The organism is Desulfobacter hydrogenophilus (genome assembly GCF_004319545.1).
In the GTDB taxonomy this organism is placed as follows: Bacteria; Desulfobacterota; Desulfobacteria; order Desulfobacterales; family Desulfobacteraceae; genus Desulfobacter; species Desulfobacter hydrogenophilus.
Map to the genome: position 1 here is coordinate 236,464 of NZ_CP036313.1, position 19,299 is coordinate 255,762.

Annotated in this window: 16 protein-coding genes; 9 read left to right on the forward strand and 7 right to left on the reverse strand. The window is 46.3% G+C overall.

Annotation, left to right across the window (positions count from 1 at the left end; all coding sequences use genetic code 11):
* Positions 1-15: 15 nt before the first annotated feature.
* From EYB58_RS01145 to EYB58_RS01155, 3 genes are read right to left on the reverse strand one after another with little or no spacing between them, the layout of a single operon-like run.
* Positions 16-777: a motility protein A gene (locus EYB58_RS01145; RefSeq protein WP_111954284.1), complete on the reverse strand. Its 762-nt coding sequence runs from the start codon at positions 775-777 to the stop codon at positions 16-18.
* 5 nt (positions 778-782) lie between these two features.
* Entirely contained in the window at positions 783-2,150 is a 1,368-nt protein-coding gene (locus EYB58_RS01150; protein ID WP_111954286.1) for an HD-GYP domain-containing protein, read from the reverse strand.
* A gap of 25 nt (positions 2,151-2,175) precedes the next feature.
* Positions 2,176-2,727: an HD domain-containing protein gene (locus EYB58_RS01155; protein WP_111954288.1), complete on the reverse strand. Its 552-nt coding sequence runs from the start codon at positions 2,725-2,727 to the stop codon at positions 2,176-2,178.
* 107 nt (positions 2,728-2,834) lie between these two features.
* On the opposite strand from EYB58_RS01155, the gene EYB58_RS01160 reads away from it, so the two are divergent.
* On the forward strand, positions 2,835-3,839 hold the full coding sequence (locus EYB58_RS01160; protein ID WP_111954290.1) for a LysM peptidoglycan-binding domain-containing protein: 1,005 nt from the start codon (positions 2,835-2,837) through the stop codon (positions 3,837-3,839).
* 38 nt (positions 3,840-3,877) lie between these two features.
* On the opposite strand, the gene EYB58_RS01165 is transcribed toward EYB58_RS01160, so the two are convergent.
* Positions 3,878-5,695 carry a GspE/PulE family protein gene (locus EYB58_RS01165; protein ID WP_111954292.1) on the reverse strand — a complete coding sequence of 606 codons (1,818 nt, stop codon included), beginning with the start codon at positions 5,693-5,695 and terminating at the stop codon, positions 3,878-3,880.
* A gap of 208 nt (positions 5,696-5,903) precedes the next feature.
* On the opposite strand from EYB58_RS01165, the gene EYB58_RS01170 reads away from it, so the two are divergent.
* The gene (locus tag EYB58_RS01170; RefSeq protein WP_111954294.1) at positions 5,904-6,797 is read left to right on the forward strand and encodes a DMT family transporter; all 894 of its coding nucleotides are present in this window, start codon (positions 5,904-5,906) and stop codon (positions 6,795-6,797) included.
* Positions 6,798-7,073: 276 nt separating this feature from the next.
* Here the strand turns inward: EYB58_RS01170 and EYB58_RS01175 are convergent, their stop codons facing one another.
* The 3 genes from EYB58_RS01175 to EYB58_RS01185 all read right to left on the reverse strand — a co-directional run bounded on the left by EYB58_RS01175 (position 7,074) and on the right by EYB58_RS01185 (position 10,615).
* On the reverse strand, positions 7,074-7,262 hold the full coding sequence (locus tag EYB58_RS01175) for an indolepyruvate ferredoxin oxidoreductase subunit alpha (RefSeq protein ID WP_020589781.1): 189 nt from the start codon (positions 7,260-7,262) through the stop codon (positions 7,074-7,076).
* A 113-nt stretch (positions 7,263-7,375) separates the two neighbouring features.
* Positions 7,376-8,332, reverse strand: coding sequence for a hypothetical protein (locus tag EYB58_RS01180; RefSeq protein ID WP_111954296.1), 957 nt, complete (start codon positions 8,330-8,332; stop codon positions 7,376-7,378).
* Positions 8,333-8,338: 6 nt separating this feature from the next.
* Entirely contained in the window at positions 8,339-10,615 is a 2,277-nt protein-coding gene (locus EYB58_RS01185; protein WP_111954298.1) for a cysteine synthase, read from the reverse strand.
* A 167-nt stretch (positions 10,616-10,782) separates the two neighbouring features.
* On the opposite strand from EYB58_RS01185, the gene EYB58_RS01190 reads away from it, so the two are divergent.
* From EYB58_RS01190 to EYB58_RS01220, 7 genes are all read left to right on the forward strand, one after another.
* Entirely contained in the window at positions 10,783-13,008 is a 2,226-nt protein-coding gene (locus tag EYB58_RS01190) for an LPS-assembly protein LptD (protein WP_111954300.1), read from the forward strand.
* Positions 13,005-13,529 (forward strand): UpxY family transcription antiterminator, encoded by a 525-nt coding sequence (locus EYB58_RS01195; RefSeq protein WP_111954302.1) that lies wholly within the window; start codon positions 13,005-13,007, stop codon positions 13,527-13,529. Before EYB58_RS01190 ends, EYB58_RS01195 begins: the two co-directional genes overlap by 4 nt.
* 74 nt (positions 13,530-13,603) lie before the next feature.
* Complete coding sequence (locus EYB58_RS01200) at positions 13,604-13,879, forward strand: HU family DNA-binding protein (RefSeq protein ID WP_020589776.1); 276 nt, start codon at positions 13,604-13,606, stop codon at positions 13,877-13,879.
* A 15-nt stretch (positions 13,880-13,894) separates the two neighbouring features.
* Positions 13,895-14,920 carry a DNA polymerase III subunit delta' gene (gene holB / locus EYB58_RS01205; protein ID WP_111954304.1) on the forward strand — a complete coding sequence of 342 codons (1,026 nt, stop codon included), beginning with the start codon at positions 13,895-13,897 and terminating at the stop codon, positions 14,918-14,920.
* Positions 14,921-15,024: 104 nt separating this feature from the next.
* Positions 15,025-15,837, forward strand: a complete 813-nt coding sequence (locus tag EYB58_RS01210; protein WP_111954306.1) for a PSP1 domain-containing protein — start codon at positions 15,025-15,027, stop codon at positions 15,835-15,837.
* The gene (gene metG, locus EYB58_RS01215) at positions 15,834-17,744 is read left to right on the forward strand and encodes a methionine--tRNA ligase (protein WP_170299746.1); all 1,911 of its coding nucleotides are present in this window, start codon (positions 15,834-15,836) and stop codon (positions 17,742-17,744) included. Before EYB58_RS01210 ends, metG begins: the two co-directional genes overlap by 4 nt.
* Positions 17,745-17,791: 47 nt before the next feature.
* Entirely contained in the window at positions 17,792-19,183 is a 1,392-nt protein-coding gene (locus tag EYB58_RS01220; RefSeq protein WP_111954310.1) for a penicillin-binding transpeptidase domain-containing protein, read from the forward strand.
* Positions 19,184-19,299 lie beyond the last annotated feature (116 nt).

Consider the following 19,299-nt stretch of genomic DNA (forward strand, 5'->3'; position numbering starts at 1 on the left):
TCCTTTTACTAAGGATTACTTTTTCTCTTCCTTGGCAGCATCCCCCAAATAGACCTTGAGCTTGTCTTCCATAAGTTTTGGATGTTCACCTTCCCGGATGGATAAAATACCCTCGTAAACAATATTCATGTTGGTAATTTCTTCTTCGGTACGCCCTTTGAGCTTATCACTCATGGGAATGAAAAAAAGATTGGCCATGATGGCGCCGTAAAATGTGGTAATCATGGCAACGGCCATTTTCGGACCAATGGTGGAGGGGTCATCCAGATTAGCCAGCATCTGCACAAGGCCGATCAGCGTACCGATCATCCCAAATGCCGGTGCATAAGCCGCCATGGCGGCAAAAATGGCCGAACCGGTATCCAAATCTTTTTTGGTCAATTCCATCTTCTTTTCCATGATTTGCCCGATATCTTCGGTCTTAACCCCGTCCACGGTCATTTGCAGGGCCTGGGCCAGATAGGGATCCGAAGTGCTCTGAATATCACCTTCAATGGACAACAATCCACCTTTTCTGGCCTTATTGGATATTTCCGTAAGATTGGCAATAATATTCTCGGCTTTTTCAATTTTGAACATAAACACCTTAATCGCAGTTTTAACGATGCCTATAACATCACCTAGCGGAAAACCGATCATGGTTGCGGCAATGGTACCGCCCACCACAATAAGAATAGAGGGGATATTGATGAACATACTGATGGGACCGCCCAAAAGAATGGTGCCCAGAATGAACCCAATCCCTGAAACAGCACCGATTATTGAAGAAATATCCATTCGTTTCAGACCTTTATATAAACAGTTTCGTCTACAGGATATGCCCTGTGATATTGTATGATCTTATCAATGGTCTGCCGATTCAGGGTCTGCCCGGCAGGCAGCAGTTTCGTACCGGTCCGGGTGAACAGCGTTGCACTGAGAGTCATTCCCGGTTTCAGCTGCTCCACACCGACACCGCGAACCTTGAGCGTATCCCCGCCCAAGTGCAACACCGCATACTTTTCAAGCCATCCGGCGACCGTAGGATCAAGTCGGCTGCCGATCATCGGCTCAAGTTCTGAAAGCAAATTCTGAATGCCAAACGATCCGTTCTTCTCTCGAAGGTTCTCCATTTCATCCGCAGCAGCAAGAATTCTTGACGCCAGAGGAATATGGCGGCGTTTCAAGCCATCAGGATATCCTGTGCCGTCCACATTTTCGTTCAAACAACGAATAATAGCCGCTGCCCCCTCAAATCCCCGGCAATGGCTGAGCAGTTCAGCCCCTTTAACCGGAAACTGTACTCTCATAGCTTGATCATATACTGTGGAACTGCTGTCTGGATCTTGATCTGCGTCTCCCCAACCGGGCACCTTTTCGCCAATATAATCCTTTGAAAGAAAAAGAAGTCCGGTTTCGTGAAGCATACCAGCTTTTGATAGATCCTCCAACTGTTTTTGGGATAAGCCCATCTTAGTTGCGATAAAACAGGCAATTTTTCCCACACGCTCGCCATGGCCGCGATTAAGCTCCACCCGCTGACGAATTAAAGTATAAAGAATGCGGCCAAAGCCTTCCATATCCGCAGCCATCTGTGTCTTGATCTCCAAAAGGCTTTGCTTTAAACGCCTGCGCTCTTGGGACATTTGATGAATTTGTTTTAGAGCCGTGTTCAGATTGCTTTTATCCTCAAGCAATTCATCTTTGACCTCTTTTAATTCGCGTTTAAACCGATCCAGATACCCAAAAGATTTTTCAAGGGAACCGATTTTGGAAAAAAGTGTCTGTTCGAGATGAAGCTTATCTATTGCGCCTTTGGCCTTAACTTCAATCTCCCGTGTATCCAAAGGCCAGTCCACCACCTGGTCAGCACCCGATGACATAAGACTTAATCGGACACTTTTCTTAGTTTCTGCAGGCACGATGACAAAAACCGCCGGAGAAAATTTAAAATTATGGACGTGAAACGTATCAAACCATGACCGGACCTTTTCAGAATCAACATCGGCGTCAAGGACAAAGGGATCCATCAGCACAATATCCGGTCGCTGTTTGAAGGATTTTATAGCATCAGGCGTGTTGACACAGGCAATAGAAAGGCGCGAATCTGCAGACACAAGATCCTGAGGACACCGAACCCCCACATATAGAAGAGAAAGGCGCAAAGCCATAAATCACACGACACCTGTATCTTGTCTATTCCGAATATCCACGGGTCCACCATTCATCCCAACGTGTGCCAAGAATCTCCCGGGCAAGTTGTTTACCCGTATCTGTCCTAAGGCGGCCAACCACAAAGGGCAGCCAGGATTCAGGTGAGGAGGCGCCAAGGTCTTTTAATTTTTTAAGTTCAAGAATCAAGGAAAGCTGATCCGCATCATTGGCCAGCCGGGCTTCCATGGTTTCTCCCTGGTTGAATTCATCGATAAGTTCGGAAATATCTTCTGCCCAGTCAAGACCCTGGATCAGATCTGACACCGCACGGGGTTCATCAACCGTGTTGTAGTGTTTATGCACGTAATTCAAATCCCCTGTCCGGGCCTCGGCCGTATCATGCACCAGGGCCATGGAAATAAGCTTTTCAGCATCTACATCCGGTTCAAGTCGGGCCATGACAAAGCACAAGAAAGCTGCGGTAAAACAGTGTTCAGCAATGCTTTCCTGTCCGGCCCCTAAAAAAGCGTACCCGGTCCGGTTCAGGTCTTTAAGCATCCGTACTTCAAACAAAAGATCAGCAATTCGTGTCATTTCGCATCCATTTCCTGTAATTTAGGCAACAAATATTGACATTTTATAGAACATTAGCTTAAATAAAGTCAAGATTTACAAGGATCAACACATCATTGGAGGTCTCCATGCCGATTCACGATAGAATGTTTTCATCCCTGGTGTTCCTAATAGTGGTTTGCATCTTTGCCTGCCTTTCCCCGCTTAGCGCCCGGGAAGGAGCGAAAACGTTTGACACAAATCAGGAGACAGGCTTTTACTACACCATTAAAAAAGGCGATACTCTCTGGGATCTGTCCCAAAAATTTTATAATTCCCAATGGGACTGGCCAGGCCTGTGGGAGCTTAACAAGGAGATTAAAAATCCCCATTGGATTTATCCGGGCAACACCATCAGGGTGTTTCTCAAACCTGAATTTAAAAAGCAGCCCCCTGAGAAACCAAACAGGATGGCGATTGAAACCCGGTTTAATTATCCAGCCATTCACAGAACCGGGTTTATCAAAAAAGAACAAGTGCCGGCCCTTGGCACGGTGTTACGAGAAAAAGAGGGCAATATCATGATGGCCACCAATGATATTGTTTATATCAGGCCCACGGGCCATACCCCTTTTGTTACTGGGCACAGGTACCAGATTTATTCTACCTCCCAGGTGGATCAAAAGATCCGCGCAAGCCGTTACAAAGGCATCAAGCACTTGATCAAAGCCGACCTTGAAATTATTGAAGTCAATACCCAATATGCAGCCGGCAAGATAAAAAAAGCCTACACGGATGTGGTTTCAGGCGATCTGGTTATGGATTTTTATCCAAGACAGCCCATACTTGAGGTGGATGAACACCCTGATCCCGTGGATGCGGTTTTGCTCTGTTCCGAGGATAACAATATTCTGGTGAACGATTACCGCATCGCCTTTATAAACAAGGGTGCCGACGATAATATCCAGTCGGGCAACATTTACACCATCAAACGCGGCAAAGAAAACGAATCGGTTTACGATGTCAAAACAGGTCTGGATATCGCACCCGTAGCAGCGGGCAGACTCATTGTTATACATACGGAACCTGCAAGTGCGACGGTCATGGTTCTCTCATCAATCCAAGACATTCATCCCGGCGATATCGTAAATTAAAAATGACGCCGGGTTTAAAGCAATGCATGAACCCGGCGTCACCCCTGCTCCCAAGTCACCCTCAAAATTTCCTGGTAGGTTGTCTGTCCCTCAAGCATTTTTTCTATCCCGTTTGCCCGTAAAGGAATCAGGCCTTGTTCGCGGGCTGTCCGGCGCATGTCACCAAGATTTGCCTTTCTGGTTGTCAACTGCTTTAGCCCCCGGGTGTAGGCAAGGATTTCATAAATCCCGATCCGGCCGCTATAACCGGTATTTCTGCATTTCATACAGCCCTTACCATGCTTCAGCTTTAAGGGACCATCACCCGGCACAAAAAGCCCTAACTCTGCCAGCTCCCGACGGTCCATTTCAAAAGGCTGGGCGCAATGGGGACAAATTTTGCGCACCAGGCGCTGGGCAACCACCCCGGTAAGGGCGGAATGGATCAGATAGGGCGGAATACCTAAATCCAAAAGCCTGAAAACCGTGGACACAGCATCATTCGTGTGCAGGGTAGACAGCACCAAGTGCCCTGTCAGGGCCGCCTGTACGGCAGCTTTGGCAGTTTCAAGATCCCGAATTTCTCCCACCATGATGATATCCGGATCCTGGCGCATGATATTGCGTAGAACCGATCCAAACGTCACATCAATGGCCGTTTGGACTCCAATCTGGTTAAACTCCTCATGGATCATTTCAATGGGATCTTCAATGGTGGTGATATTTACTTCAGGAGATGACAGCATACGCAATGAAGAGTACAACGTGGTGGATTTTCCGGATCCGGTGGGGCCTGTGACCAGAACAATACCAAAGGGCATGGTGATCAGTTTTTTATATTTCTTCAGATCTGCCGGTGTGAACCCTAAGCTTTCCAGGTCCTGGAAAAGGATTTCAGGGTCCATGATCCGCATCACCACCTTTTCGCCAAATGCCACAGGGATTGTAGATACCCGAATTTCCACTTCCTGATCCTTTTTGAGCATCTTAATCCGCCCGTCCTGGGGCCGCCGTTTCTCGGCCATATCAAGGGCAGACAGATTTTTGATCCGACTAATTACGGCGTTGTGAAGTTTTTTAGGCAATTTGTACACGGTGTGCAATGCACCGTCAATCCGCATACGTACAAGGCAGATATCTCGTTTGGGTTCAATATGAACATCGCTGGCCTTCTGGTCAAAGGCATAGGAAAACAAATGGTTCACGGCATTGACAATATGCTGATCCGTGGACGGCGGTTCATCCATGTTACCAAGTTTGACAAACCGTTCAAGATTGCCTAAATCTACCCCGGTTCGTGAAAATAAATTTTCAGCCGCACTGATGGAATGATGAAACCCAAAAAACTCCCTGATAAGCCTTGCCACATCCGTTTTTGAACTAACAATGGGGGAGACCTTCAGATTGGTTACCCGCTGCACATCATCAATGGCTTCATGATTAAAGGGATTCGGGGTGGCCACCACCAGTTTGCCGTCTTTCATCTGCAAAGGCAGCAGCAGATGCCTTAGAGCAAAGGAGCGGGAAATAGTGCCTGTGACAAAATTGAGTTCAAGTTTTAAAGGATCAATTTTTTTATACGGAAGATGCCAGGATTCGGCCAGAATTTTAAAAATAAGATCTTCATCAATCACTTTATCGGGTTTGTCCAACCGCTTCAAATTCAAATATACCAACACATCAATAAAAGATATGTCAGAAAGCGCCCCTCGCCTATCCCCGGGTGTATTACGGTCGGTTTGCACGGCAAGTTTCTCTTTTATCTTACGCTCCCGACAAAGTAAATCCCTTGCCTGATCCGACGAAATCAGGCGGCCTGAAATCAGGGCCTGGCAAATGGATTTGGCGCCAAAATACCTATCAGAATTTAAATGCATAAATCCCCTGTGAAGAATACTAAAACAGCCTTTTAAAATTGATTATAAATGTATCTATTAACCTAAATTCCCATTTGAATTCAAGGGACCATTTTAAGCACGAATATTTTTTTTTATCTTGACTTTACCCTCTTCAGAGCACAAATTATCCTCCCAGTCGGAAAGCAGACCTGTAACTGTTCCGTTTTTTATTGATGGGCGCATATTGATGACATATTTCAAACTTTTATTGACCGCTTTTTTCTGGGGCGGCACCTTCATAGCCGGCAAAAGCCTGGCAGGTCATGTACACCCATTTTGTGCGGCATTTTTAAGATTCTCCATTGCTTCATTTTTTCTGGTGCTACTGGTGATAAAGCAGGAGGGAAGGCTACCGAGGATTTATGGAATAGATGCGCTTCTAATTTTTCTTTCCGGTTTAACCGGCGTTTTTGCTTATAATTTATTTTTCTTTTCCGGCCTGACCATAATCAACGCAAACCGAGCCGCACTTATTATTGCTACCAACCCCATATTCATCAGTCTTTTTTCAGCGGTAATTTTTAAGGAGAAATTGACACCTTTAAAAATCCTGGGTCTTGTCCTGTCCGTTTCCGGGGCGCTTATCATTATCACAGGCGGGGATATCAACCAAATTTTTAAAGCCGGTATCAGCCGAGGGGAAATGGCCATTTTCGGTTGTGTAATCTCCTGGGTCAGTTATTCGCTTCTTGGCAGGCCCCTTACCGGCCGGTTCTCTGCTTTGGTCAGTGTGTGTTACTCATCACTGGCCGGTACTCTGATGCTTTTTTTCCCGGCAGTATCAAAGGGTCTGTTCGCAGCCCTTCCAGGGTACGGCATGCTTGAATGGGGCAGCCTTTTCTACCTGGGATTTTTCGGCACAGTACTCGGTTTTTACTGGTATTACCAGGGGATTAAGGAGATCGGGCCCACAAAATCCGGTGTATTCATTAACTTCGTACCGGTTTCTGCGTTGATTCTATCTTACTTTATTCTTAACGAACCTGTAACAAAACAAATCCTTACAGGGGCAGGTCTGGTTGTCACAGGCGTTTATATAACGAATATATCGGGATTTTGGCGCAGAAAAAACCAACGTTGATTTAGGACCACAGATGGATGACTTGTCGTTCAAACACTACAAAACAAAAAATGCCGGGTTCCCCTGTAAGGACCGTAGATTAAATAACTTGAACGAAATAGCTTTCCTTCTGGCCCATCTACTTCGTTACATCAAGGGCCCAATAGGCCTGCTATTCAGCCTTTAATGCGCCTTGTAGATGAACCAACATATCGGTGTTATTTCTACCCAACTTATTTAATCTACGGTCCTTACAGGGGAACCCGGTATTTATTTGGATATAAGATAACGCCTTTTTTAGTCTTCTTCTATGGTAATGGCGTCTTCTTCACAAACTTCTACGCAGCTTTCGCAGCCCATGCATTCTTCTGCATTGACGGGATCGGATTTGCCGTCCACCATTTCAAACACTTCTGCAGGACATACATCAACGCATTCCTCGCAACCTACACATTTTGCCTGATCAACGATCGGGGTAAAAGCCATTTTAAAACCTCCTTAAAAATTAATAATACATTTTTATAAACTCATCTTTCCAAAAGATAGTAACCTGAGTCAGCACCCGCTTTTACAACAATGTTTTTGCTAAAACAAGCTTTTTATGAGTTTAATTCCACCAGGCATACGCCGATTTGTCCGCCTGGATTTTTTTTAGTTAAAGCCACATCACCAAGGCCCGAAAAGAACCGAATTTGAATCCGCCCGGTAACGGAACCATGGTCAGCACCTTCAAAATAATCTTTTTCAGAATCAGGAGTCAGGCCCTGGGCCATCCGTTCTATGATTCCCTTTATTTTAAAATGCTGTTGCTTTATGACCTCACGATCTTTTTCATGCACTTTTATGGAATCAATGTCAAGGGCATTTATCGCCTGGCCCGCACCGGTCAAAAATTCATCCATCACAGCCCTGCTGGTGGTGATCAGAACCGGAATACCGCGCGGATCAAAGCATTCCGCATCAACCGCGGCCTTAAGCCAGGCCTTTATTCTTTTTTCAGTCATGGCCTGACCCGGTTCAGGGGATTGTGTATGATCCACAGACAGAGACATGTCTCCGTCCCCTTTAAGTTCGGCTAAGAGTGCCGCGTTTTCCTGATCCAGAGTATCCAGAGCAGACTGGATGTCCTGGGATTGCCTATCATGGATATCAGCAAATTTAAGGAAAACAAGTGAATCGCTGCTGTCCCGGGAGATTGTTGCATCCGGGTCATTTAAAACTGTCCCCTTACGGATGCCGGCACAGATGGCAGCCACGCCTGAATCATCTTTAAAAAACGTATTCTCACGAATCAAAGCCCGAAGGTTTCTTTCATTGCCCTTATGAATGGCGGCCCACGCCATGTAGGCCCGGACCCCTTGTTCAGCTATGGCAAGTTTTTCTTTATCAAGGCAAACCCGACCCAGCTGTCCCTGGGCCTCCAAGCCAGCCATGGGCTCGGGTAACACAGCACCATCATGAATATCTAACACATTAAAATAGTTAAAGAAACAGGACAAAATATTTGCCTGACGGGCATCCATATAAGTAAACGGAAAAAAATAAAAATTTATCATAAAATTTTACACCTTTTGATCATGAACCAGGATACTCATTTCGTCCAGTTGTTTTCGAATTCTGTCTGCTGTCTTAAAATCTTTTTGCTGCCGAGCCGCATCCCGTTCAACCATGAGTGCCGCCACCTCTGACGAATACGGTACCTTTCTGCTGAAATCCAAAATATTAAGCACGGTATCCATATCTTTGAAACATTTAAGCAGGCGCTCTGCCCCCCCCGGCCCGACCTGACCATCAACAACCATCCGGTTGATGTGCTTCACACCGGACAAAAGACCGGATACCAGGACAGGGATCTTAAGATCGCTTGCCATGGCGTTCATCATGCCCTGGCGCAGATCATAGGTGATATGCTGGATCTCCTCTTCATTGGACTGCCCCGACACATGATAAAGGGATTCAATGCAACGGTTGATACGGGAAAGAACGGTTTTGGCATCATCCAGACTTTTTCTGGATAACAGCAGGGATTTTCTGTAATGGGTGGACAGCAGCCAGAAGCGAATGGTTTTCTCGTCCCATCCCATGTCAACCAGCCGGTCCAGGGTCAGTGACGAAACATCATCCGCATCCAGGGACCCATCATACTGCACCGGATGACAATGCATCCACACCCTGGCAAAAGAACCGCCGGCAGCCCCGGCAATGGCAATCTCATTTTCATGGTGGGGGAACATAAGTTCCCTTGAACCCGTATGTATATCAAACTCTGCGCCAAGGAAGGTTGACGCAATGGCAGCACACTGCAAATGAAGCGAGGGACGGACATTACCCCATTCCGTTTTAACGCCCAAGCCCTGTTTAAGCTCCGACAGTGTTACCCGCTTGAGCAGAGTAAAGTCCCTGGGATTGTTCTTTTCATATTCATCCAGATCCACAGTGGACCCCACCCGGATCTTGTTGACGTCCACCCGGGAAAGTTGGCCGTAATCCCCAACGCTTGCAAGGTCAAAGTATACGGAATGAAGTTTTTCATAGGCATGTTTGTTGACAAGCAGTTTCCTTGTCAAATCCGTCATTTCGTTAAAATGTTCGGACACCCTGGGATAAGCCTGAGCCTGCCTCATACCAAGCCGTGACAAATCAGCCAGAAAAGCATCAATAAAAGGCTGGGTAAAGTCCTGGGGGGTTTTTTTTGCCTGCCTTGCCCCGTCAATGGTTTTATCGTCATAATCGGTAATATTAACGATATGTCTGACTTTCACATCCTGGTATTCAAGGTAACGGATGAGCAGATCCGTAAACGCATGACGCCTGAAATGACTGATATCCAAACGCCGGTGTACTGTGGGACCGCAAGTATAAACACCAACTTCCTTGTCTCCCTGGGGGTTTAAGGACTCTTTTTTCCCACCCAGGGAATTGTGGACGATAAAATGAATATTCTTCTTTACGCTGAAAAGCTCGGTGGAAAGATAGCGTTCACCTGAATCCGGAAAAATCACAACGATGACCCCGTTTTGAAGACGCTTGGCTTGCTCAAGGGCCACCGCCATAGCCGCACCCGAACTCATGCCCACAAAAAGCCCTTCTTTTACAGCCAATTGACGGGCAGCCTCAAAAGCTGTTTCATCATCAATGTGAACGCTTTCACTCAGCAGCGTTTTATCAAAGATCTCAGGGGTATACGACTCTTTCATATTTTTAAGACCCTGGATACCGTGTCCTAAATAGGGCTCGGCACAGATCACCCGGGCATGATGGTCCTGATCCTTAAAATACCGAGACAGACCCATAAGTGTCCCCGAGGTACCCACAGCCGCCACCACTGCATCTACCTGGCCGTTGGTCTGGGCCATGATTTCAGGTCCGGTGGTATGGTAATGGGCTTTCCAGTTGGCGTCGTTATTATATTGGTCCGTAAGAAAATATTTGTCCGGGTATTCCCTGGCCAGACGGTAGGCCTCTTCAATGGCCCCGTCCGATCCCAAGTGCCGGGGAGTAAGAATAATTCTAGCACCTCGAGCTTTGAGTATTTTTTTACGCTCTTCACTGGCGCTTTCGGACATGGCCAAGGCCAATTTGTAGCCCTTCACCGCACATATCATGGCAAGGCCGATGCCCGTATTTCCCGAAGTGGCTTCAATAACGGTCTTTTCAGGCGTCAGTTCGCCATCCTTCTCGGCCTGGCTGATCATATACAGGGCAGCCCTGTCCTTGATGGACCCGCCCGGGTTCATATATTCAAGCTTGGCCAGGATGGTGACGCCGGGCACAGGATTAAGTGTCTGGATTTTTACAAGGGGGGTGTTGCCTATTGAATCAATAATGCTGGCATACATGTGTATCCTCTCTTTGCCGGAGAAACCGGCCACGGTTCTTCCTCACAAAAGTCATGATTACGGCCCGGAGCCGATTTACGCAGCGGCCTTGACTTTTCAAGTATAAAATGGCTTTATACAGTAATTTTATTTGATTCGCAATTTATTAAACAGGACCATTTTCACGTATGGTTTCATGTAAAAGAGTGCTGTGCCAGATATGCATTGTCCCGGCCGTCATTATATTCCTTTCAGGCCAGGCCTTTTGTTTCTCCGCTTCCATGCCCACGGAAAAGGTATCCTGGCATATCCAGGCCCGGCAGGTGAGCTACGAAGATAAACGCAAGCTTTATATTGCAGAAAATGACGTGGTGATTACCGGAGGAAAAACGCGCCTGGAAGCCGATTATGTCGAATTCTCAGATATAACCAAAGACGCCTTTGCCAAAGGCAATGTCCTGTTTATTTCAGGAAAGGATACCATTACCTGCAAGTCCATGAATGTCAACCTAAGCTTGGAAACAGGCACGATCAACCAGGGCACCATATTCATCCAGGACGGCAACTATTATATCTCAGGGGACAAACTTCGAAAAACCGGTGAGTTCACCTATGATGCGGAAAAAGGGTCCATCACCACCTGCGAAGGAAAAAACCCGGACTGGAAAATCACAGGAAAAGACATTGGGGTGACCGTTGACGGGTTCGGCCATGCCAGCCATGCCGTCCTTTGGGCCAAAAAAATGCCTACTTTTTATGCCCCCTATTTTATATTCCCTACCAAAACAACGCGCCAGACAGGGCTTTTGACACCCATGGCAGGGTATTCAGACGACATGGGGTTTGAATACCAGCAACCGCTGTTTTTAGCGCTTTCAGACAGTACCGACGCTACTTTTTACCCTTACTATATGTCGGACAGGGGGGTGATGCTCTCCGGCGAATACAGGTATATACTCTCCCCGGAATCCAAAGGAATGATCATGATGAGTTATCTCAATGATGAAACCATTGGAGATGACGCGGATGAAAACGAAGATTACAATATTTCGGCTACCCCCGACCGCACCAACCATGACAGGTACTGGTTCCGAATGAAGCATAACCAGGAACTGTGGTACGGTTTTAATGCCAAACTGGATATTGATTATGTTTCTGATATGGATTATCTGCGGACTTTTACGGACGGCTTTGCAGGATTTGACAGCACCGATGCTGCATTTGAAGAGATGTTTGGCCGTGATCTGGATGAAGAGACCGATTACATCCGGGAAAACAGCTTGCTTGTCACAAAAAACTGGTCCTCATACAGCCTGAATATGGAGGCACTGTGGTATGACAATATTGAAGCACGCCAGACTGACATAGATGACACCACTTTGCAGACCCTGCCCTCGGTTGAATTTTTTGCAGCCCGTCAGAAAATTGCAGAGGGTTTTGGATTGTATTATAAAATGGACTCGGAACTTACGTCATTTTACCGGCAGGATACCACCGACACAGAGGTTACCGGCAGACGGGCAGACGTTCATCCGATTTTTTATTATCCCATAAAATTCGGCAAATCCTTTTTTATAGAACCCTATGCCGGTGTCAGGGGTACACTATGGGATGCAGATGATTTTACTGACAGCGACGGGGATGATTCCAACGTCATGACCCGGGGACTGTATGAAATGGGCGTGGACATGTCAACAACCCTTAGCCGTGTGTTCACATTAGACACGGATTTTGCCGAAAAAATCCAACACAAGATTGTGCCCAGGCTGGAGTATGACTACATTCCCTTTGTGGACCAGGAGGATCTGCCCTACTTTAATGCTGTAGACGATATTTCAGAAGAAAACATAATTACCTGGTCTTTGACCAACACATTCACCTCCAGAAAAACAATAACGGACGAAAACGGGGAAGAATCCAAGGCATACAAGGAACTTTTCTGGTTCAAGCTCTCCCAGGGTTACGACATCTGGTATGAACAGGATGAGGATGATGCGGAAGACGACCCCTGGCAGGATTTGACATTAAAATACGAATTAAATCCGCTAAGATACCTGTCATCAAACGGAACCATCGCCCTTGACCCCAATAACGGTCATTTCACTAAGATACAGGTCGGGGGCACGATATCAGATAATAGAGGGGACAGTATTAGCCTGTCCTACCGGTATTCAACAGATTATTCACATACATGGAAAACAACAATCAACACCAATCTGGTGCCAGACATTCTGAAAGCATTTTATTCTGTTGAACAAGATCTTGAAGACCAAAAAACCGTTGAAACAAGCATGGGCATATCCATCAATCAGCCGTGCTGGGGGGTAAACCTGGCGTTTATCGATGAATCGGCAGACAAATCATTTGCCTTTATGGTAATCCTGAAGGGTATCGGAGGATTCGGCACACAATGAAAAACAATGCTCTTTGGTTCGCCCTGCTGACCCGAAGCAATTTCGAGCAGACGGTGTACTCTCGCATAAGCAAAAAAAAAATAGATGCCTTTCTGCCCAGTACAAGAAAACCCAGCAAAAGGAAAGACCGCAAGCTTATGATAGAAACCCCGTTGTTTCCCGGATACGTGTTTGTTAAATCCACTATGGCACCAGTAGACCAGTTACCAATTTTAAAAACCGTGGGTGCCGTCAGACTGTTAGGAAACTCTGCCGGTCCTGTACCCGTACCCGAGCACCAGATTGAGTCTCTCAAGCATTTGACATCCGTAACCCAGGATCTGGTTACAGGCAGCCTTATTGAAATAAAAAAAGGAGATCCGGTAATCATCCTCGAAGGCCCCATGGCTGGGCTGAAAGGAGATTTTTTTGAACATAAGGGCAAGGGCAGGGTCATTATAAAAATAGACCTATTAGGCAGATATGCAGGCGTGGAGGTCGATTTTGACAAGGTTGAAAAAATCCCAGACCTTTTGTCATAAGCCCTTGACTTTTTGGTGCATATTCATTAAAACCCCCTGAAAAACTTTTAGCTGTTTAATATATTTGAGGTTCTATGAATAAACTTGAATTGATTTCTACATTGAAAGACCGGGCGAATCTGACCAAATCAGAAGCAGCCGACGTAATAAGAATATTTTTTGACTCCCTGTCAGACGCCTTTGTCAAGGGAGAACGGGTTGAGATAAGAGGCCTTTGCAGCTTTCATATCAAAGAATATAAAAGCTATGTGGGAAGAAACCCCAAAACCGGACAGAAAGTAGACATCCCGCCCAAACGCCTGCCGTTTTTCAAATGCGGAAAAGAACTCAAAGAACGGGTTGATTATTAGTCCGATGTCTCTGATATGCATCCTGAACCTTCTGAAACAAACCAGGGCCCCCCTCCCTCGTCTCTGCCATTATCTGAATTAATTTATATTGTTCAGGCCGGTCGTATCCCCAATGCCCTACTTTTTTACGGGCCCCGGGGGAGCGGCAAACAGCAGGCTGCGCTTTTTTTTGCACAGGCCTGCAACTGCCGTGCAGACAACGATCGGCCGTGCAATATCTGCGCTTCATGTAAAAAAATATCTGCGGGTATGCACCCGGACATGATCTTTCTTGGTCCGGCTGAAAACAAAAAGATGATCACCATTTCCCAAATTCGGGACATGGGCGGAATCATCGCATCCCGCACCAATGAAGCAGCGTTCAGAATGGTATGCATCCTTCATGCAGACCTGATGAACCCCCAGGCTCAGAATGCCCTTCTCAAGATGCTTGAAGAACCGCCGGGACGAACATTTTTTATCCTTGCAGCAGAACAGACTACACCCCTTTTACCTACCATTTTATCCAGGTGTCGGCGCATTGACTTTCAGGCTCTTGCAGACCATGAAATCAAAAAACTTTTGTGCACACAATACGGGCTTGATCCCGGAACCGCCCACATTCTTACTGGAACGGCCGGAAGCGACATAGACCAGGCCCTGCGTCTTTCAGGACTGGACAAAGAGGGCACTAACTGGAAAATGCTGCGGCCATGGTTAATCAAAGAAATATGCCTATTTTTGACGGCGCCACAGCATCAAAGCGCCTTTAAAAGTCTTGATTTATCCAGACTGCTGTCGGCTCGCCCCGAATATGTTCATGATGCCATGGCAGTGATCCGAACCGTATTCAGAGACTTTTGCATATTAAAATACATGCCGGATAAAATAGTTAACCTTGATTTTTTAAGTACATTTAAAGATATTAGTGTGATGCATTCATATTCTCGGATGTTAACATGGATGACACTATTTCATGAGACGGAAAAAAGACTGGAATCCAACAGCGGCACAAGGCTGACCCTTGACCGTTTTTTCCTTTCCTTGTCTTTATTTAAATAACCGCCATGGGCTGGCCTGGTATATCACCACCCAGACTCAACCCACAACAGAACATGAAAGTAATTTAACAATTTATTGGAACTTTTAATAAAGAGGCCAATTTTATGGTAAATGTTACCGGCGTTAAATTTAAAACCGCAGGTAAAATATACGATTTCAACAGCAACGCCTTGGTCATGAACTTAGGAGACCGGGTAATTGTTGAAACAGAACAGGGGTTAGGGTTCGGCATTGTTGCCGTGCCTCCCCGGGAAAAGGACAAAAGCGAAAAGTCTTTAAAAAATATTGTCAGAGTGGCCACCCAGGAAGATTTCAGCCGGCGCACAGAACTTGAATCACTGGAGCGGCAGGCCCATGAATATTGCGTTAAGTGCATAAAAGACCTGGCCCTTTTCATGAACTTGTTCAGTGTGGAAAGCACCTTTGACAGAAACAAGCTGACATTTTTTTATACGGCGGACGGCAGGATTGATTTCCGGGAACTGATTAAACTTCTGGTCAAAGAATTTTCCATCCGCATTGAAATGCGCCAGGTTGGTATCCGAAATCTGTCCAAGCATGTGGGCGGTGTGGGCAAATGCGGTAGGGAACTGTGCTGTTCATCTTTTATGCATACCTTTGATCCGGTGTCCATCAAAATGGCAAAGGAGCAGGGGCTAAGCCTGAACCCCACTAAAATTTCAGGGGTATGCGGCCGGTTGATGTGCTGTCTGACCTTTGAAGATCACACCTACCGCTACTATAAGAAAAAAATGCCAAAACTGGGCAAAACCATTACAGTCGAAGATGTCAAAGGCAAGGTGGTCCGCCAGAATGTTCTCAGACAAAGTGTCACCGTCAGGCTTGATGATCGCACGGAAAAGGAAATATTTCTGTCACAACTGAAAAAAGAAAACACAGGAAACCCATCTCAATGACTTATCAATACTATACCACGCCCATTTACTATGTGAATGCCAAACCCCATCTCGGCCATGCCTATACCTCCATTGCAGCAGATGTCGCTACCCGTTTTAAAAAAATGGAAGGGGCAGACACCTTTTTTTTAACAGGAACGGATGAACACGGAGATAAAATAGTACAAGCTGCAGAAAAAGAAAACACCACGCCCAAGGCTTACGCAGATAAAATCAGCAAACTATTCCAGGATGTTCTGCCCCTGCTCAATATAGGAAACGACCACTTTATCCGGACAACGGACCCTAAGCATATTGAAGTTGTAAAATCTGTCCTGGCAACGATTTACGACAAAGGGGACATCTATTTTTCAAGTTATGAGGGTATTTACTGTTTCGGATGTGAAAGATTCTACCAGGAGCGCGAGCTTGTGAACGGCAAATGCCCGGATCACGGTACGGTACCGGAAACCATCAAGGAATCAAACTATTTCTTTAAAATGAGCAAGTATCAGGAGTGGCTCATTGAACATATTGAAACCCACCCGGACTTTATCCAGCCCGAACAATACAGAAAGGAAATTCTCTCTTTTCTTAAAGAGCCTTTGGAAGACCTTTGTATCTCCCGACCCAAAACCCGTCTGACCTGGGGTATCACCCTGCCCTTTGATGAAGATTATGTCACCTATGTATGGTTTGACGCCCTGGTCAACTATATCACGGCCCTGGGATACCCTGACGGGGACAGGTTTAAAAAATTCTGGCCCACCACCCGGCATTTTGTGGCCAAGGACATCATCAAACCCCACGGAATTTACTGGCCCATCATGCTCAAGGCTGCCGGCATTGACATATATAACGGACTTAATGTCCATGGATTCTGGAATGTTCAGGGCTCTAAAATGTCAAAAAGCATCGGCAATGTCACCGACCCTGTTGAGGTAACAGGTCAGTTCGGCGTGGATGCGTTCAGATATTTTCTTATGCGGGAGATGGTATTTGGCCTGGACGCAAATTTCACCGAAGATGTTATTGTGGCAAGAATCAACTCAGACCTTGCCAATGATTTAGGCAATCTGTTCTCCCGGGTGCTGTCCATGAACTACAAATATTTCGAGGGCAGCATCCAAGGCCCGGATGCTGATTCAGACAAAAACTTAAGCCTAGAACCCGAGGCTGTGATTGCCTTTGAGGCTTACACAACAGCCATGGCAGAATGTCAGTTCCACAAAGCCCTTGCAAGCGTCTGGGAACTGGTGTCAGCCATGAATAAATACATTGTTGCCAACGAACCCTGGGCCCTGGCCAAAGATCCGGCACGCGCAGGTGACCTTGCTACGGTGTTATACGAACTGCTGGAGGGGATTCGCTTTGTGGCAGGTCTAATCTGGCCGGTCATGCCGGAAACCAGCACTAAAATAATTGCCGCCCTTGGCCTTGAGCTGCCTGAAAAAGGATTTTTCACCCTTGATGCCATCCGGCCCTGGGGGCAGATACCCCGCGGCATTACTCTGGCAAAACCCCAGATTCTTTTTCCCCGGGTGGACATTGAAAAAAAAGCGGCGGAGCCACCTGCACCCAAACCGCTCAAACCGGCATTAAAAGAAGAAATCACCATTGATGATTTTTCTAAAATAGACTTAAGAGCCGGCAAAATTCTGTCTGCCGAACGGATTGAAAAATCAGACAAACTGCTAAAACTTCAAGTGAACATAGGTGCCCAGACCCGACAAATCGTGGCAGGTATCGGTAAATCCTATAGCCCCGAAGACGTGGTGGGCAAAGAGGTCATTGTCGTCGCCAACCTGAAACCTGTAAAACTTATGGGAGAGTTGTCCGAGGGCATGGTGCTTGCGGCAACCATAAAAAAAAGCCTTGTTCTTTCCGGATTTAACGGCAGTCCTAAGCCCGGCTGCACGATTAAATAGTGTTTGAACCGTATGCAAACAATTAATTAATATTTTGAGATACGTTCTTGGATTCTATTAAAACTGAACAGTCCTGGCGAGAATTTCAGGCAAGCTATATCCAGCAGAAAAAGAAACGGTCCATGGCCGACCGCATACGTAAAATTGCAGTTTTCCTCTGCCTTGGTGCGGCGGCCTGTGCATTGATCTGGTTTGGGGCGTACGCGGTATCCAAGATCGGTGACTGGCTGTTTTCTCCAAAACCGGAGAAGGTCGCAAGTGAACCAGCCCCGCCCAAGTACCTGGGGATATCTGAAGTCAAAACTCTGGTCCAAAATATTGATATTCTCAATGCAAAAACAGACCTTTTCTTTGCGGACGGGCCGTCTTGGACATATACCATCCACACCAAACTGGACACACGTCTTCAGGCTCAACTGATCAGTACGCTGAACTATCTGCAGACCCTGGACAGGGGAAAACCCGAACTTATCGGCATGGTGGCCATGGACGGCAGCACCGGATTCATAAAAGCCATGGCCGGATTTAATCCGGGTAAGCAGGGTACCAACCCATGCACATCGGCCGTATATCCCGCTGCCAGTCTTTTCAAAATCGTCACCGCATCTGCTGCCGTGGAAAAATTAAACTACACAGCCACCACCCCCCTTTTTTTCAACGGCAGGAAATACACCCTGTACAAACAACAGTTAACAAACCAGACAACAAAATACACCAGTCGGGTCACTCTGGAAACAGCCTTTGCCGAATCCATAAATCCTGTATTCGGCAAACTCGGACAGCTTCCCCTGGGCAAAGAGGTGCTTAACAATTTTGCCGAAAAATTTGGTTTCAACCAAAATCCGGATGCAGATTTTAATTTTCCGGCCCCCTATTTTTCAGCAACCGACAGTGATTACCATTTGGCAGAACTTGGATGCGGATTTAATCGAGACACCCTTATTTCACCGGTATTTGCAATGACTATGGTTTCAGCTGTGGTAAACAAGGGACATTCCCTGGTCCCACGCCTTGTGGACCGGATAGCCAATTCGGATGAAGATGAGATTTACAAAAGTGCTAAAAAGATATATAAAACACCGATCAGTGCCAAAACAGCCGCCACCATGAAAAGACTCATGAAAAAAACCGTATCGAGCGGCACAGCCAGGAAATCGTTCCGGGGTTATTCGCGGGATAAAGTATTATCAAATCTTTTAATCGGCGGGAAAACCGGCTCCCTGTCAAACCGAGAGCATACGCTTAAATACGACTGGTTCACAGGGTTTGGACAACAAAAAACAACAAAAGAGACATTGATTGTCGCAGTAGTAGTGGGTCACGGTAAATATATCGGGACCCGGGCATGCATCCATGCAAAGAACATGTTGAGAACCTATTTCAGCGCTCCCAAAACCCAAAAAAGTTCGCTAACATCAACTTCAGCTGTTCCGGAATAACAGTCATTGGCTGACCTGGTCGACCAACAGCCAGGTTCAACCCAGAACGAAGCATGAAAGTAATTCAATACACTACCATGACTTTCATATAAAAAAATTTCCGGAACGTATAACGG